The organism is Bradyrhizobium sp. ORS 285 (assembly GCF_900176205.1).
In the GTDB taxonomy this organism is placed as follows: Bacteria; Pseudomonadota; Alphaproteobacteria; order Rhizobiales; family Xanthobacteraceae; genus Bradyrhizobium.
This window is the reverse complement of the sequence record NZ_LT859959.1, coordinates 4,583,994-4,610,351: the sequence shown is the minus strand read 5'-3', so window position 1 is coordinate 4,610,351 and position 26,358 is coordinate 4,583,994. Positions and strand designations below refer to the sequence as shown.

23 protein-coding genes are annotated in these 26,358 nt (G+C 66.5%); 7 read left to right on the top strand and 16 right to left on the bottom strand.

Annotation, left to right across the window (positions count from 1 at the left end):
- Position 1: 1 nt before the first annotated feature.
- The 4 genes from BRAD285_RS20875 to BRAD285_RS20860 all read right to left on the bottom strand — a co-directional run bounded on the left by BRAD285_RS20875 (position 2) and on the right by BRAD285_RS20860 (position 4,132).
- Positions 2-1,162 (bottom strand): substrate-binding protein, encoded by a 1,161-nt coding sequence (locus BRAD285_RS20875; RefSeq protein WP_006613888.1) that lies wholly within the window; start codon positions 1,160-1,162, stop codon positions 2-4.
- A 42-nt stretch (positions 1,163-1,204) separates the two neighbouring features.
- Positions 1,205-2,035: a nitrilase family protein gene (locus BRAD285_RS20870; RefSeq protein ID WP_006613889.1), complete on the bottom strand. Its 831-nt coding sequence runs from the start codon at positions 2,033-2,035 to the stop codon at positions 1,205-1,207.
- Between the two features lie 283 nt (positions 2,036-2,318).
- The gene (locus BRAD285_RS20865; protein WP_035647846.1) at positions 2,319-2,942 is read right to left on the bottom strand and encodes an ANTAR domain-containing response regulator; all 624 of its coding nucleotides are present in this window, start codon (positions 2,940-2,942) and stop codon (positions 2,319-2,321) included.
- Positions 2,943-2,956: 14 nt separating this feature from the next.
- Positions 2,957-4,132, bottom strand: coding sequence for a transporter substrate-binding domain-containing protein (locus BRAD285_RS20860; RefSeq protein WP_006613891.1), 1,176 nt, complete (start codon positions 4,130-4,132; stop codon positions 2,957-2,959).
- Positions 4,133-5,448: 1,316 nt separating this feature from the next.
- Here BRAD285_RS20860 and BRAD285_RS20845 point away from each other — a divergent pair.
- The gene (locus BRAD285_RS20845; RefSeq protein ID WP_035646809.1) at positions 5,449-6,525 is read left to right on the top strand and encodes an AI-2E family transporter; all 1,077 of its coding nucleotides are present in this window, start codon (positions 5,449-5,451) and stop codon (positions 6,523-6,525) included.
- 104 nt (positions 6,526-6,629) lie between these two features.
- Here the strand turns inward: BRAD285_RS20845 and BRAD285_RS20840 are convergent, their stop codons facing one another.
- The 4 genes from BRAD285_RS20840 to BRAD285_RS20825 form a co-directional block, all read right to left on the bottom strand.
- Positions 6,630-7,592 carry an amidohydrolase gene (locus BRAD285_RS20840; RefSeq protein WP_006612537.1) on the bottom strand — a complete coding sequence of 321 codons (963 nt, stop codon included), beginning with the start codon at positions 7,590-7,592 and terminating at the stop codon, positions 6,630-6,632.
- Between the two features lie 324 nt (positions 7,593-7,916).
- Positions 7,917-9,335 (bottom strand): TolC family outer membrane protein, encoded by a 1,419-nt coding sequence (locus BRAD285_RS20835; RefSeq protein WP_006612959.1) that lies wholly within the window; start codon positions 9,333-9,335, stop codon positions 7,917-7,919.
- Positions 9,336-9,779: 444 nt separating this feature from the next.
- Positions 9,780-10,559, bottom strand: a complete 780-nt coding sequence (locus tag BRAD285_RS20830) for an enoyl-CoA hydratase (RefSeq protein WP_035647100.1) — start codon at positions 10,557-10,559, stop codon at positions 9,780-9,782.
- Positions 10,560-10,638: 79 nt separating this feature from the next.
- Positions 10,639-11,013, bottom strand: coding sequence for a hypothetical protein (locus BRAD285_RS20825; protein WP_006612961.1), 375 nt, complete (start codon positions 11,011-11,013; stop codon positions 10,639-10,641).
- A gap of 369 nt (positions 11,014-11,382) precedes the next feature.
- Between BRAD285_RS20825 and BRAD285_RS20820 the strand changes: the two genes are divergently transcribed.
- Both BRAD285_RS20820 and BRAD285_RS20815 read left to right on the top strand, forming a co-directional pair.
- Positions 11,383-11,895 (top strand): sigma-70 family RNA polymerase sigma factor, encoded by a 513-nt coding sequence (locus BRAD285_RS20820; protein WP_006612962.1) that lies wholly within the window; start codon positions 11,383-11,385, stop codon positions 11,893-11,895.
- A gap of 2 nt (positions 11,896-11,897) precedes the next feature.
- Positions 11,898-12,536 carry an NrsF family protein gene (locus BRAD285_RS20815; protein ID WP_035647102.1) on the top strand — a complete coding sequence of 213 codons (639 nt, stop codon included), beginning with the start codon at positions 11,898-11,900 and terminating at the stop codon, positions 12,534-12,536.
- Between the two features lie 19 nt (positions 12,537-12,555).
- On the opposite strand, the gene BRAD285_RS20810 is transcribed toward BRAD285_RS20815, so the two are convergent.
- Both BRAD285_RS20810 and BRAD285_RS20805 read right to left on the bottom strand, forming a co-directional pair.
- Complete coding sequence (locus tag BRAD285_RS20810) at positions 12,556-13,662, bottom strand: DUF2336 domain-containing protein (RefSeq protein ID WP_006612964.1); 1,107 nt, start codon at positions 13,660-13,662, stop codon at positions 12,556-12,558.
- A 10-nt stretch (positions 13,663-13,672) separates the two neighbouring features.
- Positions 13,673-14,821 carry a GGDEF domain-containing protein gene (locus tag BRAD285_RS20805; RefSeq protein WP_006612965.1) on the bottom strand — a complete coding sequence of 383 codons (1,149 nt, stop codon included), beginning with the start codon at positions 14,819-14,821 and terminating at the stop codon, positions 13,673-13,675.
- Positions 14,822-15,138: 317 nt separating this feature from the next.
- On the opposite strand from BRAD285_RS20805, the gene BRAD285_RS20800 reads away from it, so the two are divergent.
- The 4 genes from BRAD285_RS20800 (at position 15,139) to BRAD285_RS20785 (ending at position 19,542) form a co-directional block, all read left to right on the top strand.
- Positions 15,139-15,708, top strand: a complete 570-nt coding sequence (locus BRAD285_RS20800) for a sigma-70 family RNA polymerase sigma factor (RefSeq protein WP_006612966.1) — start codon at positions 15,139-15,141, stop codon at positions 15,706-15,708.
- Positions 15,705-16,574 carry a hypothetical protein gene (locus BRAD285_RS20795; protein WP_006612967.1) on the top strand — a complete coding sequence of 290 codons (870 nt, stop codon included), beginning with the start codon at positions 15,705-15,707 and terminating at the stop codon, positions 16,572-16,574. Before BRAD285_RS20800 ends, BRAD285_RS20795 begins: the two co-directional genes overlap by 4 nt.
- 33 nt (positions 16,575-16,607) lie before the next feature.
- Positions 16,608-18,290 carry a S8 family serine peptidase gene (locus BRAD285_RS20790; protein WP_006612968.1) on the top strand — a complete coding sequence of 561 codons (1,683 nt, stop codon included), beginning with the start codon at positions 16,608-16,610 and terminating at the stop codon, positions 18,288-18,290.
- Positions 18,291-18,777: 487 nt separating this feature from the next.
- A complete protein-coding gene (locus tag BRAD285_RS20785) occupies positions 18,778-19,542 on the top strand; it encodes a TIGR03809 family protein (RefSeq protein ID WP_035647104.1) in 765 nt (254 codons plus the stop codon).
- A 3-nt stretch (positions 19,543-19,545) separates the two neighbouring features.
- Here BRAD285_RS20785 and BRAD285_RS20780 read toward each other — a convergent pair whose 3' ends face one another.
- The 6 genes from BRAD285_RS20780 to BRAD285_RS35460 form a co-directional block, all read right to left on the bottom strand.
- On the bottom strand, positions 19,546-20,919 hold the full coding sequence (locus BRAD285_RS20780; RefSeq protein ID WP_006612970.1) for a TIGR03808 family TAT-translocated repetitive protein: 1,374 nt from the start codon (positions 20,917-20,919) through the stop codon (positions 19,546-19,548).
- 556 nt (positions 20,920-21,475) lie between these two features.
- On the bottom strand, positions 21,476-22,120 hold the full coding sequence (locus tag BRAD285_RS20775) for a pyroglutamyl-peptidase I (protein ID WP_006614592.1): 645 nt from the start codon (positions 22,118-22,120) through the stop codon (positions 21,476-21,478).
- Entirely contained in the window at positions 22,117-23,109 is a 993-nt protein-coding gene (gene meaB / locus BRAD285_RS20770; RefSeq protein WP_006614591.1) for a methylmalonyl Co-A mutase-associated GTPase MeaB, read from the bottom strand. Before meaB ends, BRAD285_RS20775 begins: the two co-directional genes overlap by 4 nt.
- A gap of 35 nt (positions 23,110-23,144) precedes the next feature.
- Positions 23,145-23,921, bottom strand: a complete 777-nt coding sequence (locus BRAD285_RS20765) for a DUF3298 and DUF4163 domain-containing protein (RefSeq protein WP_006614590.1) — start codon at positions 23,919-23,921, stop codon at positions 23,145-23,147.
- Between the two features lie 125 nt (positions 23,922-24,046).
- Complete coding sequence (gene scpA / locus BRAD285_RS20760) at positions 24,047-26,203, bottom strand: methylmalonyl-CoA mutase (protein ID WP_006614589.1); 2,157 nt, start codon at positions 26,201-26,203, stop codon at positions 24,047-24,049.
- Positions 26,200-26,352 (bottom strand): hypothetical protein, encoded by a 153-nt coding sequence (locus tag BRAD285_RS35460; protein WP_157681689.1) that lies wholly within the window; start codon positions 26,350-26,352, stop codon positions 26,200-26,202. Before BRAD285_RS35460 ends, scpA begins: the two co-directional genes overlap by 4 nt.
- Between the last annotated feature and the right edge of the window lie 6 nt (positions 26,353-26,358).

Below are 26,358 nucleotides of genomic sequence, written 5' to 3'. Positions count from 1 at the left end.
TTCACGATTTGCCCGGGCACTGCGCGCCGGGATCGACGTCCTTGAAGCTCTGGATCACCTTGACGCTGCCGTCGGGCTGGACCTGGCCGAGATACATCGTCAGCGGCGCGTGGCGCTGCTTGTCCATCTTGATCGTGCCGCGCGGGCCATCGACCGAGACCTCGGCGAGCGCCTTGAGCACCTTGTCCTGGTCTGTGCTGCCAGCCTTCTCGACCGCGGCCTTGTAGGCGTAGACGGCCTCATACTGCGGGACCGAGAGATCGTTCGGGGTCTTCAGTTCGCCGCCGAACTTCTTGGCCATCGAGGCCAGGAAGGTCTTGTTGGCCGGCGTATCGATGCCGGTCACGTACGAGGCGGACAGATAGATGCCAGCCGCGTCAGCGCCCATGCCCTTGGCGGTGCCTTCGTCGACGGCGAGGTTGCCGTAGGGCAGGTTCACGCCGGCGGCCCGCAGCTGCTTGGTCAGGGTGACGTTCGGCGCGCCGCCCGCGGTGGAAGTGATCAGCGCGTCGGCGCCGGAGGCCTTGAGCTTGGAGATGATCGAGGTCCAGTCGGAGCCGTCCATCGGCAGGTACTCCTCGCCGACGACCTTCCCACCGGTCTTCTCGATATACATCTTCGTGAACGCGAGCATGCCGCGGCCGAAGGCGTAGTCGGAGCCGATCAGGAAGTAGTTCTTCGCCTTCTTCTCCTTGTTGAAGTAGTCGACGATCGGCGGCACCTGCTGGTCCGGCACCCAGGCGTTGACGTAGAGATAGGGGCTGCAGGACTTGCCCTCGTAGAACGAGGTGTAGATGTAGGGCGTCTTGCCGCGGGCGACGATCGGCAGGCCGGCGTTGCGCGCCGCGCTGGTCTCCATCGATATCAGCACGTTGACCTTCTTCTGGAAGATCAGGGCGTCGAACGCCTTCTGCGCGCCGGCGGCACCCGAGGCGTCATCGGCGACCTCGAGCTCCAGCTTGCGGCCGAGCACGCCACCCTTGGCGTTGATCTCCTCAACCGCGAGTTCGGCCGATTGCACCACCGAGGGCGCGACGACGGAGTTGGCGCCGGACAGGCCGACGGGAACGCCGATCTTGATCGGATCGGCGGCAAAGGCTGACGAAAGTGCGGTCGCCGCAAGGGCGAGCGCCAGTGAGGTGGTGAGCAAACGGGATGTCATCGATGGTCCTCCGTGAATGGTCGAAACAGAAAGGCGAAATTGTCAGTACCAGCCGCGCTTGACCTCGCTGCCGAGCATCTCGTCGTAGACGTCGGAGCGGCGGTCGCGCAGGACTTGGTTGAAGGCGTTCCAGTTGCGGGCGCGGCGGGCTTCGCCGAGCGCCACATCGGCGATCACGATCTCCTCCTTGTCGCGGCTCGCGGGGCCGGCGACCGGCCAGCCGGTGTAGCTGACGATCAGGCTCTGGCCCTCGAAGGGTTGGCCGCGCTCGACACCGACGCGGTCGGCGCAGGCGATGAAGATCGAGTTGGAATGGGCAGCCGCCATCGCCAGGATGTTGGCCATGGCCTCGCGTCCCGGCGCCTGGCCGGGGATCGGCACCCAGTTGGTCGGCACGCAGACGATGTCGGCGCCCTGCAGCGCGTTGAGACGATAGCTCTCCGGGAACCAGCCATCGTAGCAGATCGCCATGCCGATGCGGCCGATCTCGGTGTGGTAGACGGGGAAGCCGAGATTGCCGGGCTCGAAATACAGGTTCTCCTCGTTCCACAGGTGCACCTTGCGGAACGTGCCGATGTAGCCCTTCGGCCCGATCAGCACCGCGCTGTTGTAGAGGCGGTCGCCCTCGCGCTCGCAGATGCCGGCGACGAGATGCAGGCCGTGCCTGGCGGCGATCTCGCTCCAGGCGGTCACGGCGGGGCCGCCGGGAATGGTCTCCGAGGCGGCGAAGGCCTCCTCGCGGGATTTGAACACATAGCCGCTTGAGGCGAGCTCGGGGAGCACCACGAGCTTGGCGCCTTGCGCCACCGCCTGTTGGATCAGATCGAGGCTGTGGGCGAGGTTGGTTTCCAACTCGCCGACCATCGGCTGCATCTGGATGCAGGCGATCCGCAGTTTGCTGTCGTCATCCGTCGTCAAGGCACGAGTCTCCGTTGCGTTCGCGAGGTTCGCGCGCGCCAAACAAAAAGCCCCCGACTGCGCCTTGCGGCGCAATACGAGGGCTGCATAGCCTGATGTGAAATGGCCGACCGGCCATTGGCGGACATGCGATGTCCGCAACTACCCCTAAGTAACTCAAATGCGCGAAGCGAAGTCAACGCCGTCGCTTGCAAAAATTTGAGGCCGTCGCTGCCCAACCCGTGGGCGCGGCAGGCGTCTAGCGGGACACCGGCGCATCCAGCACCCCCAATCCACCCAATGTCTCCTGTGCATTGATGATCGAGATCGCGATGTCGGCCATCGCGACCCGCTTCTGCGTCGCCTGGGCGCGGATCAGCTCATAGGCCTCGACCTCGCCGACCTGCTTCAACCCCATCAGGATCTTCACCGCCTTGTCGACGTCGCGCCGCGCCTTCAACGTCTCCTCCAGCTTCTGCACCTTGCCTTCGAGCCGGCGCGTATAGCCGCGCAGCGAGCGCGCCAGCACCAGTGAGGATAGAATACCGAACGAGCGGATCGGCTTGTTGACGACGCCATGCGCATTGCTGTCGAGCAGGCGCTTCAGGATCGTCGGATTCTCGTAGTCGACGATGGCGATGAAAGTGAGCGGATGCTCGGTGGTCCCTTCCGGAAAGATCATCTCGTCGGAGGTCTCGATCAGCTGGAACACCGTGTCGATATCGTGCGGGATCGCGGCCGGCGGCGGCCAGACGCCGCGGACGTTGCAGCCGATGCGCTTGAGCTGGTCGATCAGCGCGTCGCCCTCGGCGTCGCGCGGATGGATCACCAGCACGCGGGCGCCGCGCAGCTCCTCGATGAGGCGGCGCACGCCGGGCTTCATGCGGTCATCCGGCCTCATGCTGACAGCGCCTCTTCGCTCAGCCAGCGGCCGCCGATCGGCGACACCGACAGATACGGATCGGGCTTGATCGGACTCTTGCTCTCCCACACGATGTCGAACTGGCCGTCGGCGCGGACGCGGCCGATGCGCGGCGTGGTCCAGACGTGGTTGTTGTCGGGATCGATCCGGATCGGTCCCTCCGGCGCTTCGAGGCTCAGGCCGAGCGCGGCTTCCACCAGCCTCTGCGTATCGAGGCTGCCGGCCTGCTCGAGTGCTCGCGCGAACAGCTTGATCTGCGCATAGGCCGAGGCGCTCCACATGCTGACCGGCGTGTCGGCGCCGAAGGTGGCCGCGAACGCCGCCTTGAAGCGGTCGTTGCTGTCGCGCGCCAGCGTGCCGAAATAGCTCGCGGCCGTGAGATGGCCCGCGCAATATTCGGCGCCGATGGCGCGCACCTCGCCCTCGGCCATGGTGAGGCTCGCGATCGGCAGCCGCTTCGGATCGAAGCCAGCCTGCGCATACATGCGATAAAAGCGCTGCGCGGTGCGGCCGACGATGGTCGAGAACACGACGTCGGGCGCCGCGTCCCTGATCGCATCGAGGCCGCGGGTCAGCTCGGCATCGGTGGCTTCCATCGTCACATACTGCTCGCCGACGACGCGGCCGGCATAGGACTCGACGAGGTCGCGCATGATGCGGTTGGATTCGCGCGGATAGATGTAGTCGGAGCCGATCAGATAGACGCGCGGGCCATGCTTGCGCACGATATATTCGGCGAGCTGGAACGCATTCTGGTTCGGCGCCGGCCCGGTGTAGATCACGTTAGGCGAATATTCGAAACCTTCGTAGAGCGAGGGATACCACAGCAGACCGTTGCGGCGCTCGATCGCGGGCAGCACGGCCTTGCGCTCCGCCGAGGTCGAGCAGCCGAAGATCACGGAGGCGCCATCCTCGGTCAGCAGGCGATCGGCGAGCTTGCGGAAGGTTTCGGGCTGCGACCCCGGATCATAGGCGATGACCTCGATCTCACGGCCGAGCACGCCGCCTTCGGTGTTGATTTCCTGGATTGCGAGCGCGGTGCCGAAGAAGTGCTCGGACTCCGTGACCTGCATCAGGCCGCTGCGCGAGAACAGCACGCCGACGCGCCAGACATCCTTGTCGGATGATTTTGCGGCCGGTCTCGTCGTCATCATCATGCCTCCAGGTCGACGGGCCGGCGCGGCCGGCTCGGAAAGCGCTGTTTATTGCCACTCGGCGAGCGGTTGGCAACGGGGCAGGGCGATGTCGGAATCCGAACTCGTACACCCTCTGCTCACGCTTCGCTGCGGAACCGCTGCCACCCTCCCCTGGAGGGGGAGGGTCGTCTCACATGAGCGGAGCGAATGTGAGACGTGGTGGGGTGAGCCCCATGGGCGGTCTTTGTGTGGCTCACCCCACCCCGCTCGCCCGCTTCGCGTGCGATCGACCCTCCCCCTCCAGGGGAGGGTGGATGAGATTGCTGCGCGAGCGATCTCATCATCGGACATCGTTTGCCTCGGCAAGTGTGGAGCGGCAACTGCGAGACTCCTTCGTACGACGACTCGTCAAACAGCCGGCGCGCGCTCTCGATCCCGCGGCGCTGGGCGCCCGAGTTGATCCGGATGGCGGGCCCTCGTCGATGATGAGGGCGCAGGGAATGCCGGGCGCTGGCCGCACCCATGGCCCGCCTGCAAGAAAAAAGCAGGCGGCAGTCACCACAGGTCAGCCGAACGTTCCGGCATTCCCTGCGCGATGGGCTTCACGCTTATACGCGCTCTCCTCGGGGACCGGCTGGTTGACCCCGTCGGCCGCGGAGCTCGTCAGACCTCCGCACACCTTGGCCTCAGCACCGGGAGGCCAGGACCACGCGACTTCACGTACGTCAGGACATCGCTCGTCCGCACATCACGCGCGCCGATGCCCTCACGTCCACCGCATTGCCGGCCCAACGTGTCGTGACGACGCGTACGCCCCTCATCCGGACCGGAACGCGGGAGTTATAGACATGATTTGCTGATTTTCGGAAGTGATTTATTTTTCGCGAGGGCTCTTAAAACGGGCTTTGTGGTTGATCGCGTGGCCGAAATCTGTGTTTTGGCGCAAAAGGTCGCCACGCTCTCCGCCGTCATTCCGGGGCAGCCGCCCAAGCGGCTGAGCCCGGAATCCATACTCACGGACAGCAGTTGTGGGGCGAGACGAGGCCACATGCAGCTCGGTCCCCTTCAGACAGTCGTGGTTATGGATTCCGGGCTCGCGCTGCGCGCGCCCCGGAATGACGATGGGGAGGCGGTGTGTGTCCTCATGCTGAGCGTGATATGAGCTGCGCGACGATCGTGTATGTCGCAAATCGGGTCGCTTGATCCCGAACCGAAGTGGAGCACGATTGGCGTGTTCGCGCGTTGATGGCTGATGGATGCGGCGATGTCCGGCACGAGTCCCTCAGACCTAGGCGTGTGACCGGATGTCGCGGCCAGACTGGAAAGTTCAGATGCGCAGTTTCGAAGACCGAGTTCTGCTGTTCCTGCTCGCTGTGATCACGCTCGCGCTCGGCTGGATCCTGCTGCCGTTCTATGGTGCTCTGCTGTGGGGCGTGGTCGGTGCGATCGTGTTCGCGCCGCTGCATCGTCGGGTGTCACAGTTGATGAACGGCCGAGATGGGGGGGCGGCGGCGATCGTCGTGCTGCTCGTGATCCTGATCGTTATTCTTCCGTTGTCGCTGATCGGCACGGCGCTGGCGCAGCAGGCGGCAGGTGTGTACGGGCAGGTGCAGGGCGGCCAGCTGGACGTCACGCAGTATTTCCAGAAGATGCTGGATGCGCTGCCCGCCTGGATCGTCGACCTGCTGAATCGGTCCGGGCTCGGCAGCTTCGCGGGTCTCAAGGACCGGCTGTCCGCACTGCTGCTGCGAGGCAGTCAGGTCATTGCGGGCCAGGCGCTGAACATCGGGCAGGGCACGTTCGAGTTCTTCGTCAGCCTCTTCCTGATGCTCTATCTGCTGTTCTTCCTGCTGCGCGACGAGGAGACGTTGTCGCGACGCATCGCGGACGCCATCCCTTTGCGCGACGAGCAACGCGATGCGCTACTTTCAAAGTTCATCATCGTCATCCGTGCAACGGTGAAGGGCAATCTGGTGGTCGCGCTAGCGCAGGGCGCGCTCGGCGGGCTGATCTTCTGGTTTCTCGGCATCACCGCGCCGCTGCTGTGGGCGGTGGTGATGGCGTTCATGTCGCTGCTCCCCGCGGTGGGCGCGGGCATCGTGTGGTTTCCGGTCGCGCTGTATCTCTTGGCCACCGGGTCGATCTGGCGCGGCGTGATCCTGATGGCCTATGGTGCGCTCGTCATCGGTCTCGTCGACAATCTGCTGCGCCCGATCCTGGTCGGACAGGACACGAAGATGCCGGACTACGTGGTGCTGCTCTCGACCCTGGGCGGCATCGAGGTGTTCGGGTTGAACGGTTTCATCATCGGCCCTGTCATCGCGGCGATGTTCATCGCGATCTGGGACATGTTCACGACGGTGCGCAGCGAGAATCGCGCGGTGGCTGACGTGGCAAGTAGCGAGTAGGGCGGATTAGCGCAGCGTAATCCGCCGTGATGCCGAAGAGGTGTTGCGGCGGGTTACGCTGCGCTAACCCGCCCTACCGGCTGTGCTCGTGGATGGACCGCCTCTCAAAACCCGTAAAGCCTTGCCGGGTTGTCGACCAGGATCTTCTTCCTGATCGCTTCATCCGGCGCCCACACCGGGAGCTGGTTCATCAGGCGGCCGTCGTCGATTTGATAGAACGGCCTGACATCCGTCACCTTCAGCTCCGGATGCGGCGAGGAATCCGGGTGCGGCCAGTCGGTGCCCCAGACGATGCGGTCGGGGTTGGCGGCGATGAGCGCTTTCGCAAACGGGATGACATCGGTGTAGTCAGGACCCTTCGTCGAGGCGCGGTAGGCGCCCGAGATTTTCACATAGGCCTTGCCGCTGCGGACGAGTTCGATGAGGTCGGAGAAGCCGGGCTGCTCGAGGCCGAGCTCGGCCTGCGCGCCGCCGAAATGGTCGAACACGGCCGGCACCGGTGATTGCATCACGAGGTCCTTGATGGCCGCGATCATCGGCGTGTTGGTGTAGAGCTGGACGTGCCAGCCGCGCGCCTTCATCTGCTCGACCGCGGCCTGAAAGCGAGCGCGGCCGATAGTGGGATCGTTGATGCCGCCGGTCGCGAGATTGAGGCGGATGCCGCGGAAGCCGTCGGCATTCATCTGATCGAGCTGCGCCTCGGTGGTCTTGTCGTCGATGACGGCGACGCCGCGGGCATCGTTGCCCCTGGCCTTCATGCCGTAGAGCGTCGCGGAATTGTCGGTGCCGTAGACGCTCGGCGTCACGATCACCACGCGCTGGATGTGCAGCGCCTTGTGCAGGGCGGCCATCTCTTCCGGCAGGGCCGGCTCGGGCGTGTAGACGCGGCTGACGGCGAACGGAAACTTTTCGGGATCGCCGTGAATGTGGGTGTGGCAGTCGCAGGCGTCGGCCGGCACCTCGAAATCGACCGGCGTGGCGGGCTGCGAGGGTTTTGCGCGGGCTGTCGTGGTCATCGTCACTCCGGCGGCGAGCGAGGCCAGCAGCAGGCTGCGGCGGTTCAACATGATGGTTCTCCCCGGATGTCGCGCGTGCGTTGAGGGTGACGCGCGTGGTTTCGGCCATCAGCGTGGACCGGGGCGCAGTAGGGGGCAAGAGCGAACAGCGCGGGCATTCCTCGCGTGTTGGTGAGGCGTGCAGGTCGGGTGCGGCACGGTTTCACCTCTCCCCAGCGGGGAGAGGTCGCGCCGCTAGGCGCGGGTGAGGGGGCGCAGTTTCCTCGATCGACCGTAAGCCCTCACCCGGATTGCATCTGACGATGCAATCCGACCTCTCCCTCCGGGAGAGGTGGGTGTCCGGCTCCGTCGCGAACTGATCGGCTGATGATGCTCCTACTGCCCCGACGGCGTGCGGAGGCCGTGCCAGGCGTCGCGGACTTGGTGGTAGTGGACCTCGGGCAGATAGTCCGGCGTGTTCAGATTGAGGTTCTTGACGTCGAGGCGGCCGACGGCGCTGAGCAGGGTGTAGGAGGCGATGACGCGGTCGCGCTGGGCGCCGATCAGGCGCGCCTTGGCCTGGATCAGATCTGCCTGCGAGTTCAGAACGTCGACGGTGGTGCGCTGGCCGCCTTGCGCTTCGCGCGAGACGCCCTGCAGCGCGACGGTCGCGGCCTTCACCTCGGCCTCGGAGGCGCTGACGGCGACCTTGGCGCCTTCATTGGCGACCCAGGCGCTGACCACGGCGGTGCGCGCCTGGTTGCGGACCTGGTCGAGCACGAGGCGGCTCTGCGCCGCGACCTCCTTGGCCTGGCGGGTCTGCGATGATGCGGTGCCGCCATCGTAGATCGGGGCGGCGACGCTGCCGACCACCGAGGCCTGGTCGGTGCCGAAGGTGCCGAGCGTTTGGTCCGAATCGCGGCTGCGGCTGACGCCGGCCTGCAAGGTCACGGTCGGCAGCAGCGCTCCCTCGGCCACCTTGATCGAGGTCGCGGCGACGTCGACGTCGAAGCTCGCCGCGGCCACCGCCGGGTTCTCTTTGTTGGCGAGCGCGATCGCATCCTCGCGCGAGCGCGGCAGCAGGCGGTCGACCGGATCGGCGGCGCGCAGCTGGCTCGGCGTCATGCCGATCACCTGCGCGTAGGTGGCCTGGCTGATGGCGAGATTGACCTCGGCGGCGTTGAGGTCGGACAGGCCGCGCGACAGCCGCGCCTCGGCCTGCGAGGCGTCGGTCGGGGTGACGTCGCCGGCATTGAGGCGGCGCTGCGTCACCGACAGCGTCTCGCGCAGGAAGGCGACGTTGGAGCGCTGCGCCTCGACCAGCGACTGGTTGGCGAGCACGTTGGTATAGGCGGTCACGGCATCGAGCAGCACGCCCTGGCCGACATTGCGCAACGCCTCGCGGCCGGACTGCACCTGCAGCTCGGCGACGCGGACGCTGTTGGCGGTGCGAAAGCCGTTGAAGAGGGTCTGGTTGACGGTGAGGCCAATGGTCCAGGGCTTCAGCGTCTGGCTCTGGATCGCATTGGTCGGCAGCAGATTGCGCACCGCCTGCAGGCCGGCGCTGAGGCTCGCGATGAGCTGCGGGCGATACCCGGCGAGCGCCTGCGGCACGTTCTCGTCGGTCGCACGCTGCCGGGCGCGCTCGGCATTGAGCGTCGGGTTGGTCTGATAGGCTTTGGCCAGCGCGGCGGCGAGATCCTCGGCGCGCACCGGCGAGCTGACAGCGACAAGGCCGGCGGCGAGGATCAGGCCAGAGCCGATCCGCCATGCATGCACCTTGCCGACGCCAAATGTCTTGGCTCGACCCACCATCCGACTCCGCCGCGTCTCACTGTCTTAACCAATCGTTTACCTGTTTACGGCGGAGCGCGGCCACACACAAACCGCGGATGTGGAATCCGGCAGGCTTTTCCATGGTTTGTTGTGGCGGGCGCGCCACAGGCGCAGTGCAGCGGGAGCAGCGGGACGGCCGCGCGGTAGGCGGGTGAGTGAGTGGCGGCGGCGATTGCGGTCTGCGCCGCGAATCGCGTCAGCTAATTGCAAGCTTGTTGCGATTCGCTCAGGGCACCGCGCCTCGCTTGCGGGGAGAGGTCGGATTGCATCGTCAGATGCAATCCGGGTAAGGGGGCTCTGTGCACGGTCAGTGCTCGTGGCTGCCCCTCACCCCAACCCTCTCCCCGTGAAGAACGGGGAGAGGGAGCGCACCTGACGTGCGGTGAGACTCGAACTACTTCAGAGAGAATCGTTCAGTACCGCTCACCGGTTCTTGTTGACCGGCTTGCGCTTCTCGATGAAGGCGGCCATGCCCTCGGCGCGGTCTTCGAGCGCGAAGGTGGCGTGGAAGAGGTTGCGCTCGACGTTCATGCCCTCAGAGAGCGGGGTCTCGAAGGCGCGGTTGACGGCCTCCTTGGCCATCGCGGCCGCGGGGCGCGACATCGCTGCGATCTTCTCGGCGGCGGCCATCGTCTCTTCCATCAATTTGTCTGCCGGAACGATGCGGCTGACCAGGCCGGCGCGCTCGGCTTCCGCCGCGTCCATCATCCGGCCGGTGAGGCAGAGGTCCATCGCCTTGGCCTTGCCGATCGCGCGGGTCAGCCGCTGGGTGCCGCCGATGCCGGGGATGGTGCCGAGCGTGATTTCCGGCTGGCCAAACTTCGCCGTATCGGAGCAGATGATGAAGTCGCACATCATCGCGAGCTCGCAGCCGCCGCCGAGCGCATAGCCCGAGACCGCGGCGATGGTCGGCTTGCGGCAGCGTGCGACGCGGTCGCCACCGATCGCGGTGAAGTCGCTCGAGAACATGTCGATGAAGCTCTTGGGCTGCATCTCCTTGATGTCGGCGCCGGCCGCGAATGCCTTCTCGCTGCCGGTGATGACGATGCAGCCGATGGCGTCGTCGGCCTCGAGATCGTCGACGGCGGCGGCGATCTCGCGGAAGACGCCGAACGACAATGCGTTGAGCATCTTCGGCCGGTTCAAGGTGATGACGCCGACCGCGCCTTTGCCCTCGACGATGATGTGCTCGTAAACGCTCATGTTTCCACCCCGCAAATCAAACAGCGGGCAATCTGCCCGCTGCTCGGCCGCGCATCAAGTAGGGTGGAGAGGCCGGACGTCAGATCATGAACATCCGCGCGGCCGAGCCCAGAGTGAGCAGGGTGCCGCAGGCGATGAAGATCTTGCCGATGATCGAGGCCTTGTCCCAGCCGGAGCCGTCGTCATTGCTGACAGTGACGAGGTTGACGGTGGCGGGCTCGGCCGGCGCCGATTCGCTCTCGGCTGTTTGAGTCGCGGGCGCCGCCTGCGCCTCGGTCGCCATCGGCGCCGGAAACACGTCCTGCTTGGCGGCCTGCGCGGTGTCGGAACCGACCGGCAGGAACGGACTGTAGGTCTGCTGTTCGGCCGCGGGTGCCAAACCAGTCCCGGCGAGGCTCAGGACGAACGCGGCGGCGATGATGAATGCTGTACGTCCACTGGCTTGGATCGTCATGTTGGCTTTCTCCCCACCCTGCCAGCCCATGACGGAGTGAGACCCCGACAGATGTCGAGAACGGGGCAGAAAATGGGTATCTTCCTGCCGCTCACGGCAAAACGGAGGCGACGCCGAGCGCGTCGGCGGCGGCCTTGGCGGTGTCGTCCACAAACCGATCTTACGCAGATCGATTTGGTGCTATGGAGCGGTTCCGAGATTTGCCCGCTGGCGTGCTCTCCGTGTGGCGCAACTCGGATTGTTCCGAGGCCGAGCGACTGATCACGAATTTGTGATCAGTTCGGTGGTCGAGTAACAAAGTGCGGGTCCAGGGCGAATTGTCGGGTGGGAGCGCAGGTGCGCGAGCGTGACGACGAGTGGACGGGCTGGATGCGCCAGGCCGTCGCCGGAGACGACGAGGCCTATCATCGTCTGCTGAAGGCGATCACGCCGGTGCTGCGCGCAGCATCGCGGCGGGGCCTCGCGCGCGCCGGCCAGCCGCCCGACCAGGCCGAGGACATCGTGCAGGAAATTCTGTTGGCGGTTCATCTCAAGCGGCACACCTGGGACGTCAATGCGCCGTTCGCGCCCTGGCTGTTCGCAATCGCCCGCAACAAGCTGATCGACATGCTGCGCCGGCGCGGGCGGCGGGTGTTCGTCGACATCGATGATTTCTCGGAGACGCTGGCCGACGAGCCGCCGGCACCCAGCGTCCCGGCCAGCGAGGTCGAGGCGCAGCTGAAGACCCTGCCGCAGCGTCAGCGCGACGTGCTGCAGTCGATCGCGGTCGACGCTGCCTCGATCAAGCAGACGGCGCAGAAGTTCTCGATGAGCGAGGGCGCGGTGCGGGTGGCGCTGCACCGGGCGCTTGCGACGCTCACGGCCAAGCTACGGGACACATGATCATGGACACCGATCAGCTCATCCGCTCCCTTGCCGCCGACAATGCGCAGCGCGTGCTGCCGGTCGGCATCATCATGGCGCTGGCCCTGATGGCTGCGACGCCGGTATCGACCGCGATGCTGCTGATCGGGCTCGGCATCCGCCCGGACATCTGGCTCGCGGTGCGCAATCCGTTCTTCGATTTGAAGTTCGTCGTCACCACGGCGCTGGCGATCCCGGCGCTGATCATCAGCGTGCATCTGTCGCGGCCCGAAGCGTCGCTGCACGGCTGGGGCTGGCTGCTGATCGCGCCGATCGTCGTCCTGATCGGCGGCATGACGGCCGAGATGATGCTGCCGCAGCGGGCGCCGATGATGGCGCGGCTGGTCGGGCATAATTCGATGCTGTGCGTCAGTGCGATCCCGGTGCTGTCGCTGCCGATCCTGGGCGCCGCGCTGTTCGGGCTGCGTCATGGTGCGCCGTCACGTCCGGCGGTCGCGGGAGGCATCGCGGGGCTGGTGTCTGCGGGAATTGCGGCGACGCTCTACGCCGCGCATTGCACCGACGATTCACCGCTGTTCGTTGCCACCTGGTACACGATCGCAGCGGTCGTCGTGGCCGGGCTCGGCGCGCTGATCGGCCGGCGGGTGCTGCGCTATTGAGATTGCGCTCGGCGATGGGTCAGGCCTGCGCCGACGCCCCGTCCTGCACGCGATGGAAACGCAGCACCTGCTGCGCAGTGGAGCGCCGCAGCCGCTCATAGGTCGCCTTGGAGGCGACGAGATCGGTGGCGGCGGCGCCAGCCAGCTCATCGCGCATCTGGATGATCGATTCGACCGTCGGCCACGCGAGGCCTGCGACCTTGGCGAGGATCATCACGCCCTCGGCGCGGCTCTCGATCATGATGCTCTCGGCGACCGCGACCGGCACGTTGGCCATGGCGGCGACCGCGGCATTGGCTTCGTCGAACTTGCGCTGCTCGGTGAACTGAACCAGCAGGCGGTCGTCGAGCCGGCCATCGGCGTGCAGCGAGCGGACCAGCGCATGCGCGATCTCGGTCTGGCTTGTCAGCGCCACCGCGCTCGACCGCGCCCGCCGGCCGGCGGTGCGCACGGCGGAGGAGACTTCCGGCGCCAGCTTGGGGTTGGCCGCTTCGAGCCGCGCGCGCACCGTGGCCGAGGCCTTTGCGACGAGCTTCAGATAGAGAGGGCGGGGCAGGTTGGGCCGCAAAGCAAGGCATGCGGCGAGGTTCTCGTCGAGTGCCGCGCGATCGACCAGCGCGTCGAAGCTGCGCTCCGAGAGGTCCGCGCCGGGATTGCTGACCGTGCTGTGCACGACCGCGTCATTGCCGCGCCGGAGCAGGATATCGGTGACGGCGCGGCTCAGCACGCGGCGGATTGAGATGGCGAGCAGATGCGCCTGGCTCTTGGTCTGGGCGGTGCGGATCAGCGCGGCTTCGTCGAGCCGTTCGGATTTCGACAGCACGGGGCCGGCGACCTCGATGGCGTCGTCATCGGCGAGCCGGTGCAAGGTCCGCGGCGGAGCGCGGTCGAGCGGCGCGAGCCGGCTGGCGAGCAGGGCGCGTGCCGAGGTCTCGATGTGGTCGATCAGGCATTCGAACACGTCATCGAACAGGGCCACCTGGTCGTCGGCAAAGTCCGACGTGCCGTCCACGAACAGGTCGGTCACCTTGCGCAGGGTCTCGACCCGCCGCGCCACCGTGCCGTGCGCGAGCGTGTCCTCCAGCTCGTCCAGCAGGCTCTCATTGGGCTTGGGCTTCGTCGTCATGCCGGACCGCTCAGGCGCGGGTGACGCGATTGCGTCCCTGCGCCTTGGACTCGTAGAGCGCGCGGTCGGCGCGCGACAGCAGCGATTCCGTGGTCTCGTCGCCGCGCGCAGTGGCGACGCCGGCCGAGAAGGTGACCTGGAGGCCGGTCGAGAACGCGCTCCAGTCGAGCTCGGCGATGATCTGGCGCAGCCGCTCGGCCAGCCGGCAGGCCGGGTCCTGCGGCGCGCCGGGCAGCACCAGCAGAAACTCCTCGCCGCCATAGCGGCCGAAACGGTCGCTGCCGCGGATGTTGGCGAACATGGTGATGGCGAAGGTGCGCAGCACGTCGTCGCCGGTCGGGTGGCCGTGCTCGTCATTGATGCGCTTGAACCAGTCGAGATCGATCAGCACGACCGAGCAGGGCCGGCCGGCCTGCCGCGCGCGTGCCAGCTCCTCCTCCAGCACGTGCATGATCGAGCGCCGGTTCAGCGCGCCGGTCAGCTCGTCGAGCTCGGCGAGCTCCTCGATGCGGCGATAGGCTTCCTTCAGCTTCTGGCCGCGCTGATACAGCGTCTCGCGCAGGGCGCTGGAGAAGATGCCGAGGAACATGCAGCCGGCAATGGTCAGCACGAACACCAGGAGCGTCGCGAGCCGCTCCAGCGGGCTGCCGGTGGGCATGCCGAGCGGCTTGTCGGTCAGCAGGAACAGGCCGGCGAGCCCGAGCGCCAGGAACGTCCAGCAGATCGCAGTCTGCCGCGGCGTGGCGCGCAGCGAGCTGAAGCCGACCACCAGATACAGCGTGCACAGGAAGACGATGCTGACTTCCGGCGCGATGTAGCAGAACGCGACCGTCATCATCATGCTGACGATCGATTGCGGCACGACCAGATAGTGATCATGGAAGCGGTCGTTGAACCCGCTCTCCGACAGCACCGTCCACAGAGCGACGGTGAGCACGCCGATTGCCGCATAGGACGGGGCGATCGTGGTCGGCACGGTGCCGGCCTGGGCGTAGATGAACAGGATGATCGCGTCGGTGAGGTAGCAGCCGGCGATCATCGCCAGGATCTGCCGGCGCCGGCCCGCGCGCCGAACGCGCAGCTCGCGCGCCGGGGGCGATCGCGGGCCGTCAGCATCGGCAACGTCGGGAATGGAATAAGGCGGTGCCGTGGTGCCCATGCGCGCGCAATTTGTTCCGGTTCAACTGAAAATCTACGTGGGAAAGCCTTTAACTTTGGTATCTAGGGGAACTGGGACGACGTGACGCTGCGGCATGCCGCGGCAGGGAATTTACGGCTTTCGGGCGCAGTTGGTCAGGGACGTGACATGGTAGGCGGGACCCCGCCGGGCGCGATTGCCCCGGGCGATGCAGCAAAATGTGCGTGTCTGTGCGCCAGCTCACACGCGGGGACGTATCTTTCCGGTATTTTCAAGAATTTTGCGGTTGTATTCGAACCGCAATCTCATTCCTCCAGACCAATCTTGCGAGACGGCCATTGAGCGTGACAGCAGCGGCGTCAGACGAAACCCTGATTGCCCGGATCGCTCAAGGCGACCGGCTCGCCATGCAGGTGCTGTATGGACGGCACCATGTCAGGGTGTACCGTTTCGGGCTGCGGCTCGTGCGGGACGAACAGGCCGCGGAAGACCTCATCAGCGAGGTTTTTCTCGACGTGTGGCGTCAGGCCGGCAAGTTCGAAGGCCGCTCTGCCGTTTCCACCTGGCTGCTGGCCATCACGCGATTCAAGGCGCTCTCGGCACTTCGGCGCCGCAAGGACGTTGAGCTCGAGGACGACGCCGCCAACGCGATCGAGGATACGTCCGACGATCCGGAAGTGGCGTTGCAGAAGAAGAATACCGGGGAAGCCCTGCGCAAGTGCCTGACCGCGCTTTCGCCTGACCACCGGGAGATCGTCGATCTCGTCTACTACCACGAGAAGTCCGTGGAGGAGGTGGCCGAGATTGTCGGAATTCCGGAAAACACCGTCAAGACGCGCCTGTTCTATGCGCGTAAGAAATTGGCCGAACTCCTGAAGGCGGCCGGCATTGAAAGAGGCTGGCCATGATGGCTTTGAGCAAGAAGATGCTGGAGCAAGAGCCCGGTGACATCGAGCTGCTGTTGCCGTGGTACGCCGCCGGCACGCTGAATGCGCGCGATATGCGCCGAGTCGAGGAGGCGCTGGCGCAGGATGCCGATCTCGCCCTGCAATATGCCGAGATCCAGAAGGAATACGCCGAGACCATCGCGCTGAACGAAAGCCTCGGCGCGCCGTCGATGCGCGCGATGCAGAAGCTGTTCGCCGCGATCGAGGCCGAGCCGGAGCAGGCGCCCAAGGCGCTGCCCGGCGCCGGCGCGCGCATCATGGCGTTCTTCGAGAGCCTGTCGCCGCGCACCTTGGTGTGGACCGTCAGCCTTGGTGCGCTCTTGGTGGTGGCGCAGGCCGGCATCATCGGCGCCGTGCTGATGCGCTCGCAGACCGCGACTTATCAGACCGCCTCGGTCGCCGAGGACAAAGCTGTCCAAGAGAAGAGTGTCGCTCCTGCGCCTGTGAGCAGGCCGATGGCAGCAGCACCGCCGCCGCCCAGCGCGGCCGCGCCGGCTCTGGCCGAACGGGCGCCTGACAGCAGCGTGGCCCGCCAGCGCATGGCCGAAGCCCCGGCCCCGGCTGCGCCGCTGATCCGCGGGCTCGGCCCGCAGGTCGCTGGATCGACCGCGCCGGTCTACGCGCTGGTGCGGTTCGCGCCGGATGCGCGCATGGCCGACATCACCGCGCTGCTCGACAGCTATCAGGCCTCGATCGTCGGAGGCGCCCAGGGCGGGCTGTTCAAGCTGCAGCTCGGCAACCAGCCGCTGTCGCGGGCGGACGCCGACGGCCTGATCGGCCGGCTGTCGCGGGAGAAGATCGTCAGCCTCGCGGTGGCTGCCCAATAGGCTGCGCCGTCCGAGAGCTCGTTCGGAGGCTCCATGTCGCTGCGCGCGTTGCTGCGGTCCGCAAGACATCTCGCTGCGTTCAGCGCAGGCGTGCTGCTCGGCATGGCGAGCGGCGATCTCAGCGCATCGGCGCAGGCGATGATGCGCTCGCCCACGATCAACATTCCGAGCCGGGTGCCGAGCATCAATCCGGGCGCGGCGATGCGGGCGCCGGCGCCGAACCCCGGCATTGCCATCCGGCCGGCGCTGCCGACCGCGCGCTTCTCACCGAACCTGCAGACATCCTGTAGCCCGCCCGACCGCACGACCTCGGGAGAATGCGCGAGGCGCTCGTCGGCGACTGCCGAGGGCGGATCGGACAAGGCGGCGTCGGCGAACGGGACGTCGGGCAGGGGCAAGTCGGCGAAGTCAGCGCAGCGGCGCGAGCCCGCCGCCGCGGCCGCAAGCGATCCGCGCAGCATCGCCAATGAGCTGGTCGCCGAGATCGACGGCAGCCTGTCCACCGACCAGGCCGACGCTCTGGCGCGGCGCTATGGCCTGCAGCGCATCAGCTCGCAGAATTTTCCCTTGATCGGCGCGACCATCGGCCTGTTCAGGATCACCGACCGCCGCTCCGTCGAGGCGGTCAGCCGCGCCTTTGCGGCCGATCGCAGCGTCCGCGCGGTGCAGCCGAATTATCGCTATGCCCTGCAGCAGAGCGCGACGCCTGCGGAGGGTGATCCGGCGCAATACGCGCTGGCGAAGCTGCGGCTGCCGGAGGCGCATAAGTTGGCGCAGGGCTCCAACGTGACCATCGCGGTGATCGATTCCGCGGTCGACCTCAAGCATCCCGAATTCGCCGATGCGTCGTTCGATACGTATGATGCGCTCGGGGGCGACGAGGGGCCGCATGTGCACGGCACCGGCATCGCCGGCGTGATCGTCTCGCACAAGCGGCTGATGGGCAGCGCGCCCTATGCGCGGATCATCGCCATCCGTGCGTTCGGCGTGGGCAAGAAAGGCGGCGGCGCGGAGAGCAGCTCCTATGTGATCCTGAAGGCGCTGGACTACGCGGCACTGCATGGGGCGCAGATCATCAATATGAGCTTCGCCGGCCCGAAGGATGCCGTGATCGAGCGCGCGATCGCAGCCGTCGCGGCGAAGGAGGTCGTCATGGTCGCCGCCGCCGGCAATGCCGGGGCGAAATCGCCGCCGCTCTATCCCGCTGCCAATCCGAACGTCATCGCCGTCAGCGCCACCGACACAAGGGATCAATTGCTGCCGGCATCGAACCGCGGCAACTACATCGCGCTCGCCGCGCCTGGCGCCGACATCTTCCTGCCGGCGCCGGACGGCAAGTACCAGATCATCTCCGGCACCTCATTCTCCGCAGCCTATGTCAGCGGCCTTGCGGCGCTGGTGCTGGAGCGCAATCCGTCACTGAAGCCGGAGACGGTGCGCACGGTGCTGACCAGGACCGCGCGCGATCTCGGCTCGCCCGGGCAGGATGATCTGTTCGGGGCAGGGGAGGCGGACGCGCTGGCAGCCGTGCAGGCCGTGCTGTCTCCGCAGGATCGGCCCGCAATGTCGGCCGCACCGGCGGCCGGGTCGCCCGGCGACAAGGGACGGGAGCCGGAGCCCGCACGCGAGCTGCGCCCAGCCTCGACCTCGGCCATGTCGACAAATATGACAACCGACGCACCGCCTGCGGACCCCCTTCGGCCGGCGCAGCAGTAGCGTCAACGTTTTCGTGAATGCTCCAAAATTCCCGCTGTGACTTTGAACGCGCGCTAGGGCGGTCACGACAGATGGTACGTGGGAGCGGTGATCCCCTCCCCACGGCTATATCAGGCGCGAGCGCCCATCCACCCCAAGCGCCCATATGGCTCGAGCCGTCCGGTTGTCCCCCCGGACGGCTCTTTCATTTTGGGATGTGTTCATTTGGGATGCGTGAGCGCCGCGACGAGCGGATCACTGCCGCTCCACGCTACAGCTTCGGGTTGCGCGATGATCTCGGCGGACGCGCCAGCGTTGTTTCGACGCGGCCGAGCCCGCGAAACCACGGACAAAAGGTCCGCACGACTACGGTTTGGCCGCCAAAGAAGATGGCGTTAGCTAGACTTTGTTAACCTTTTCCACAAAATATTCACGTCACGTTGCGTTGATTCGTGCCGAGTGCGTCCGTCCCCTTTTTTCGGGCTCCCCTATGACACATCGACTGGACGTGGCTTGCAGCCGCGAACTGGCTGCGCGCTGGTGCGCGCTTGCCGAACGGCGTCTCGATCATCTCACCGAGCTGTTCGATAGCGGCCGCTGGCGGCGCTATTACACCGAGCAGGCATTCCTCGACGACCTCCGGCACGCCAAGGCTGCGGTGCAGACCTGGAAGGGGCTGTCCCGCGCCGAGCCCGAGCCGGTGAGCATCGTGCCGCGCCAAAGCCCGGCTGCGACGCTGGCCGTGCCGCCGGCTCCGGTGCGTCGCGCCGAGCCAGAGCCGGGGAGCATCGTGGCGAGCCAAAGGCCGGCCGCGAAACTGGCCGCGCCGCCGGCGCCCGTGCGCCTCGCCGAGCCGGAGCCGATCACGCTTCATCACATCCAGCAGCGGCCCGTCGAAACGCCAAGGATCGAAACGGCAAGGATCGAAACGCAAAGGATGGAAACGCCGCGGGTCGCGACGCCGATCGTCGAGCATCGCCCGATTGCGCTGCCGCGCTCGCTCGAAACCGTGCTTGCGGAGTCCGAGATCGTCGTCGAGCCCGAGATCGAACTTTCAGCGGATGATCCGGAGCCCGACTTCGTCATCGAACCCGACGACGTGGAAGCCGACGTTGCACCCGATCTGACCATGGCGCCGGCGCGGATCGACATGTCCGCGCTGGAGCAGGCTTTGAGCATCGGCATGGACGAGTCTGACGCCGAGTATGATGAGCCGGTGGTCGATCTCGATGCCATCGAGCGCCGCTATCCGGCACTGGCCGTGGCCTATTAAGCCTCATCGAACCACGGCGTTGCCGCTGACGTTCAGCTGCGCAAACCGCTGCGCGCCGTCCTGCGTGAGATCTGACGTCACCGGCTTGATGTGATCGAGCCCGATCACCGCGCCGCGCGGCGTGCCGGAGATCATGTTGCCGCTGACGAGCGCCGTGCCCGCGCCCGGCACGACCGAGACGCCGATGCCGGCGAGCGCGTTGCGGACCACATTGCCGGAAATGACGACGTCGCGCAGATAACGGCCCCAGCCGGCGACGATGCCGTAGGAGGGGGCGTTCTCCACGACGTTGCCGGTCACCGATGAATCCGCCTCGACATAGATGCCGATCCCGGCATCGTCGTCGGGCGCGGTGCCGATCGGGCGCTTCGGGATCAGGTTGCGGATGATGTTGCCCTGGACAACCGCGATGCGTCCGCCTTCGTTGAAGTTGCAGACGGAGACGCCGAAGGCGGCGCCGTCGACCGTATTGCCTGATATGACCGCGCCTTCGAACGAGAACTCCGAATACAGCGCGACCTCGCGGACGTCGGTGACGCTGTTGCCGACGATCTGGATGTTGGAGGCGGAGTTGCCGCGCACGGCCGAGTAGTCGCAATTCCTGATGCGGTTGCCTCTGACGATGACGTTGCCGGCGCGGAAGGCGTTGATGGCATTGCCGTACTGGCCGGAGCCGCCGGGACCGGCCTTGATGTCTTCGATATGATTGTCGAGCACCATCGTGCCGTCATCGCCGATCGCGGTGCGCAGGATCTCGATGCCGTTGTCGCGCGTGCCGCGGATGGTGTTGCGCGACACGATCAGTCCGAGCGCATCGAAGGAGACCACCGCGGTGACCGCGATGTCGGTGATGACGTTGCCGCTGACATCGCCCGAGACCTGCTCCAGCCAGATGCCGCTGCCGCCGGAGCGGATGATCTCGCAGTCGAGGATCCGGACATCGTTGCCAGCGGCGACGTGCAGCAGGCCGCGGCGCTGGGGCAGGGCGATGCCGCCGCCGTCGAGCGACAGGCCGGTGACGCCGAGACCGTCGGCGCCTTCGGCCGAAAGCAGTGATGGACCGCCTCCGGTGAAGACCAGCTTGGTGGCGCCGCGGACGCCGACCAGCTGGCTGCCCCTCGCGAGCCGCAGCATCGAGGTGCGGTAGGTGCCAGGCGGCAGCGCCAACGGGGCCTGCGCGCGCGCCGCTTCATCGATCGCGCGCTGGAGCGCGCGGGTCTGGTCGTCGGGACTGTTGGGCTTGACGCCATATTGCGTGGCGTCGCGGCCGAGTGAAGCAATGAGCGGGGTGGCCTTCGCCGGCTCGCTGGGTAGCGCCAGGGCGCCGGCGGCACCGGCCGCAGTCGCGCCGATCAGGTTACGGCGATTGACGTCCATGATGTCGGGCTCGCGTGGGTCAGCTCTCGCTGATCAGATAACGCGAAAGCGCTGACGGCTGGCTTGGGCGCGGCGCCGCAAGCGCTGTTTGTTACGGGTAGGGTTAAATCTTTACTCGGTGCAACCTCGCCCCGCTTGCGGCAGGGCTATCGCATATGACGGTGACAGCTTTGTGCTCGCCTCTTTCCACATCGTCATGGCCGGGCTTGTCCCGGCCATCCACGTCGGCCGGCATGCTAAGAACGAGGTGGATGGCCGGGACAAGCCCGGGCATGACGGAGTAACTAATCGACAGGATCGACCGTCGGGAGAACTCCGCATCTCCATATGCGATAGCCCTGCCGATTGCGGGGAGAGGTCGGATTGCATCGAAGATGCAGTCCGGGTGAGGGGGGCTTTCCGCAAGGCCGGTGCGCGTGGCTGCCCCTCACCCCAACCCTCTCCCCGTGAAGGACGGGGAGAGGGAGCGCACCGACAGCGATGCGCGGGCCTGGGCTCCAACTCACAAGTCCGATTGCTTCAACCGAATTGAAGCGATGGGCGTAGTCGAGCTCGACTAAGCCTTCCTCCGCGCGAGCTTCACCAGCTGCATCAGCATCGCCTCGCCGGCCTCGACCAGCGCCTCCAGCGTGATGCGCGGGCTGCCTAGGGGCAGCGCCGTTCCCGCGCGCGGCAGCGGAGGAATGTGGATGAAGGCGGCGAGGCGCGGGCCGCCTTCGCTCTGCGTCGCCTCGATCGCGCGCCAGCTCAGGTAGTTGCAGAGATAGCTGCCGGCGTCGCGCGACGGCCTTGCGTCGATGCCGGTGGCGCGGGCGGCGCGCAGCAGGCGCGTCATATGCGGGCCGAACGACATCGGATGCGCGCCCGGCATGATGACGCCCTTGCGGGCGATGTGGCGGTCCGCGTCGGGGAAGGTGGTGGTGACGGCGTTGCGGGCGCGGGTCTCGATGCGGAGATAGGAGGTTCGTCCTGCAAGCCCGAACATCAACAGCGCCTGCGGCCGCCGCTCGGCGATCAGCTGCGGCAGCTCGCGATCGACGGTGGCGTAGGTAACATGGAAGATGTGACTGCTGATCTCGACATCAGCCAATGCCGGCCGGCGCAGCTCGGCCAGCCGCCTGACGAGCGGCATGGTCGGGTTGGACGGCGCGCCGGGGAACGGGCCGAAGCCAGTGATGAGAATGCGGAGCTGCTCGGTCACGACAGCATCTCCGCGAGCTGCTCGGCCGCAAGTGCGGGCGCGACGCGGCCCTCGGCAACCTCTGTCTCGAGCTTCTTCACCTTCGCGCGAATGGAGGGATCGGTGCGCAGCCGCGCCATCAGGCGCTGCTCCAGCATGGTCCACATCCACTTCACCTGCTGGTCACGGCGGCGCGCGGCGAACTCGCCGGAGGCGATCATCGCCTTGCGATGATCGAGCACCTTCTGCCAGAGCTCCGCGATCCCCGTGCCGGCCATGGCTGAATAGGTCACGACCGGCGGATGCCAGTGCTCGGAGCGCGGGGAGAGCAGATGCAGCGCGCCGCGATAATCGGCCGCGGTGATGTTGGCGCGCTTGACGTTGTCGCCGTCGGCCTTGTTGATCGCGATCATGTCGGCGAGCTCGACCAGGCCCTTCTTGATGCCCTGCAGCTCGTCGCCTCCGCCCGGCAGCATCAGCGCGAGGAAGAAGTCGGTCATGTCGCAGACGGCGGTCTCGGACTGGCCGATGCCGACCGTCTCGACCAGCACGACGTCGAAGCCCGCGGCCTCGCACAACAGCATCGCCTCGCGCGTCTTGGCGGCGACGCCGCCGAGCGTGCCCGAGGAAGGCGAGGGACGGATGAAGGCGTCCTCATGATGCGACAGCCGCGCCATCCGCGTCTTGTCGCCGAGGATGGAACCGCCAGTGCGCGCCGAGGAGGGATCGACCGCGAGCACGGCGACCTTGTGGCCTTGCGCGATCAGATGCATGCCGAGCGCATCGATCGTGGTCGATTTCCCGACGCCCGGCGAGCCGGTGATGCCGACGCGGAACGCGTTGCCCGTTTGCGGCAGCAGCGCCTGCACCAGCTCGCGTGCGGATGCCTGATGATCTCCGCGCCGGCTCTCGACCAGGGTGATGGCGCGCGCGAGGGCCGCGCGGCTGCCGGCGCGGATGTCGTCGGCCAAGGTCGTGATTCCGGGCGGAGCGGAGGAGCGGGAAGACATGCGTCCGTTATAGCGGATGCAGACGGCGCGGCCAGCTAGTTGTCTTCGGCGTCTCCCTTCGGCCGGCTGCCGGCGAAGATCGCCTGACCTTCGGGGCTGAGATACGGCTTCAGGGTCTCCCAGGGCACGAAGGCGACGTACTGGCCTTCGGCGTAGGGACCGACGGCATAGGGCGGATAATGGAAGGTCAGGCCGGAGCTCTTGCCGGCATCCGTGGAAGGAGCGAGCGTCACTGCGCCGATCTTCAGGAGCTTCGGCTCCAGCTCCTTGAACCATTCGGCTGTCGCCGTTTCCGTCGCATCGCGCTTCTTCTTTTCGGCCTTGAGCGAGGTGATGAGAGCCGCCAGCATCGCCTTCATCGCCGGGCCGTTGTCAGCGGTCTCGGTGAAGAACGGGCGGATGCTGATCGGCTTGGCTGCGGTCTTGTCCCACAGGATGGTGTTCACGTCGCTGTTGGGATGCGCGCCATTGGTGTCCATGTAGTCGTCCCTGAGCACGCTGACATAGCGGTCGACGACGACGGAGCGGACGGAGTATTTTCGTTCGAATGACCATTTGCGGTCGCGGAACAGCTGCGGGTCTTCTTTCCTTTCCTTGGCGGCATCGGCCGCGTTCTTGTCGATCCACTTCTTGCCGTCGGCGAGGCAATAGGCTGATAGCGCCGCGTCCTGCTTGATCTGGGCATCGAGCGTGACGTTGGCCTCGATCGCCTTGCTGTTGATGGTGGCGTCCGGCTTCGGCTCGGCGGCGATGACGGGGGACGCGGCAAGCAGGCCGAGGAGGGCGGCAATGCAGAGCGATGAACGGGGCATGGTCATTCAAATCCGGTGGATGAAGATGCGTATCGCGGGAGATCGCTGAGGTTCATGACGGCAAACAGATCGGCGCGCGATCAGGTGACCGCGCGCCTACACAAACGCTTCCAAACGCGGAAAGCCTACTCCGCCGCCTCGCTGTGCCCGAGCCGCGCGTTGAGCTTGTGGATCAGCTCCTCGGCGGCGTCGGCGATCACGGTGCCCGGCGGGAAGATCGCCTCGGCGCCGGACTTGTACAGCGCGTCGTAATCCTGCGGCGGCACCACGCCGCCGACGATGATCATGATGTCCTCGCGGCCCTGCTTCTTCAGTGCGGCCTTCAGCTCCGGCACCGCGGTGAGATGCGCGGCCGCCAGCGAAGAGACGCCGAGGATGTGGACGTCGTTCTCGACTGCCTGCCGCGCGGCCTCATCGGCAGTGGCGAACAGCGGCCCGATGTCGACGTCGAATCCGATGTCGGCGAAGGCCGACGCGATCACCTTCTGGCCGCGGTCGTGGCCGTCCTGGCCGATCTTGGCGACGAGGATGCGCGGCCTGCGGCCTTCCGCTTCCTCGAAGGACTCGATCAGCGCCTGCAGCTTCTCGGCTTTGCCGGACATGGCGGCGATCTCCCGCTTGTAGACGCCGGTGATGGACTTGATCTCGGCACGGTGGCGGCCGAACACTTTCTCCAGCGCGTCGGAGATCTCGCCGACCGTGGCCTTGGCGCGCGCGGCCTCGATGGCGAGTGCCAGCAGATTGCCGTTACCGTCACCGGCCGAGCGCGTCAGCGCCGCCAACGCGGCATCGACCTCGGCCTGCTTGCGCTCGGATTTCAGCCGCGACAGCTTGTCGATCTGCAGCCGGCGCACGGTGGAATTGTCGACCTTGAGCACGTCGAGCGGCGGCTCGTCGGTCGGCTTGTACTTGTTGACGCCGATCACCGACTGGCGGCCGGTGTCGATACGCGCCTGGGTCTTGGCCGAGGCCTCCTCGATGCGCAGCTTCGGCACGCCGGCCTCGATCGCCTTGGCCATGCCGCCGAGCTCCTCGATCTCCTGGATATGGCCCCAGGCCTTGGCGGCGAGATCGCGGGTGAGGCGCTCGACGTAATAGGAGCCGCCCCAGGGGTCGATGATGCGGGTGGTGCCGCTCTCCTGTTGCAGGAAGAGCTGCGTGTTGCGGGCGATGCGGGCGGAGAAGTCGGTCGGCAGCGCCAGCGCCTCGTCGAGCGCATTGGTGTGCAGCGACTGTGTGTGCCCTTGCGTCGCGGCCATCGCCTCGACGGCGGTGCGCACCACGTTGTTGTAGACGTCCTGCGCGGTCAGCGACCAGCCCGAGGTCTGGCTGTGGGTGCGCAGCGACAGCGAGCGCGGGTCCTTGGGATTGAACGGCTTCAGGAGCTTGGCCCACAAGAGTCGCGCCGCGCGGAGCTTGGCGACCTCCATGAAGAAGTTAATGCCGATCGCCCAGAAGAACGACAGGCGAGGGGCGAAGCGGTCGACGTCGAGGCCCGCGGCGATGCCGGCGCGCAGGTACTCGACGCCGTCGGCGAGCGTATAGGCGAGCTCGAGGTCCTGCGTCGCGCCGGCCTCCTGCATGTGATAGCCGGAGATGGAGATCGAGTTGAACTTCGGCATCCGCTGCGAGGTGAAGGCGAAGATGTCGGAGATGATCCGCATCGAGGGCGACGGCGGATAGATGTAGGTGTTGCGCACCATGAACTCTTTCAGAATGTCGTTCTGAATGGTGCCCGACAGCTTCTCCGGCGACACGCCTTGCTCTTCCGCCGCAACGACGAACAAAGCGAGGATCGGCAGCACCGCGCCGTTCATGGTCATCGACACGCTCATCTGGTCGAGCGGGATGCCGGCGAACAGGGTGCGCATGTCGTAGATCGAATCGATGGCGACGCCGGCCATGCCGACGTCGCCGCCGACGCGCGGATGATCGGAATCATAGCCGCGATGGGTGGCGAGATCGAACGCGACGGAAAGGCCTTTCTGACCAGCCGCGAGGTTGCGGCGGTAGAAGGCGTTGGAATCCTCGGCCGTGGAGAAGCCGGCATATTGCCGGACCGTCCATGGCTGGTTGACATACATGGTCGGGTAGGGGCCGCGCAGATAGGGCGCCGTGCCCGGCCACGTCTCCAGGAAATCGATGCCGGCGAGATCGGCCTCGCCATAGGCGGGCTTGACCGGAATGCCCTCGGGCGTCAGCCACGGTTCGGCGGCGCCCACGGGCGCGGGGGCGGCGGTCGGTTCAAAGGCGATGTCGGCGAAATTCGGAATGCGGGTCATTCCCGGGCGTCCTCAAACCTGCGGTTTCTCTCGATGAGCTCTTTCAGCTTCGTCTTGTAGACCGGATCATTGCGAGGATCCGCCGTCATGCTGCGCGTCCAGAGGCTGTGGATCGCGGTTTCGATGAGTGCGGCCAGCCAGCTGAACATGGTCGA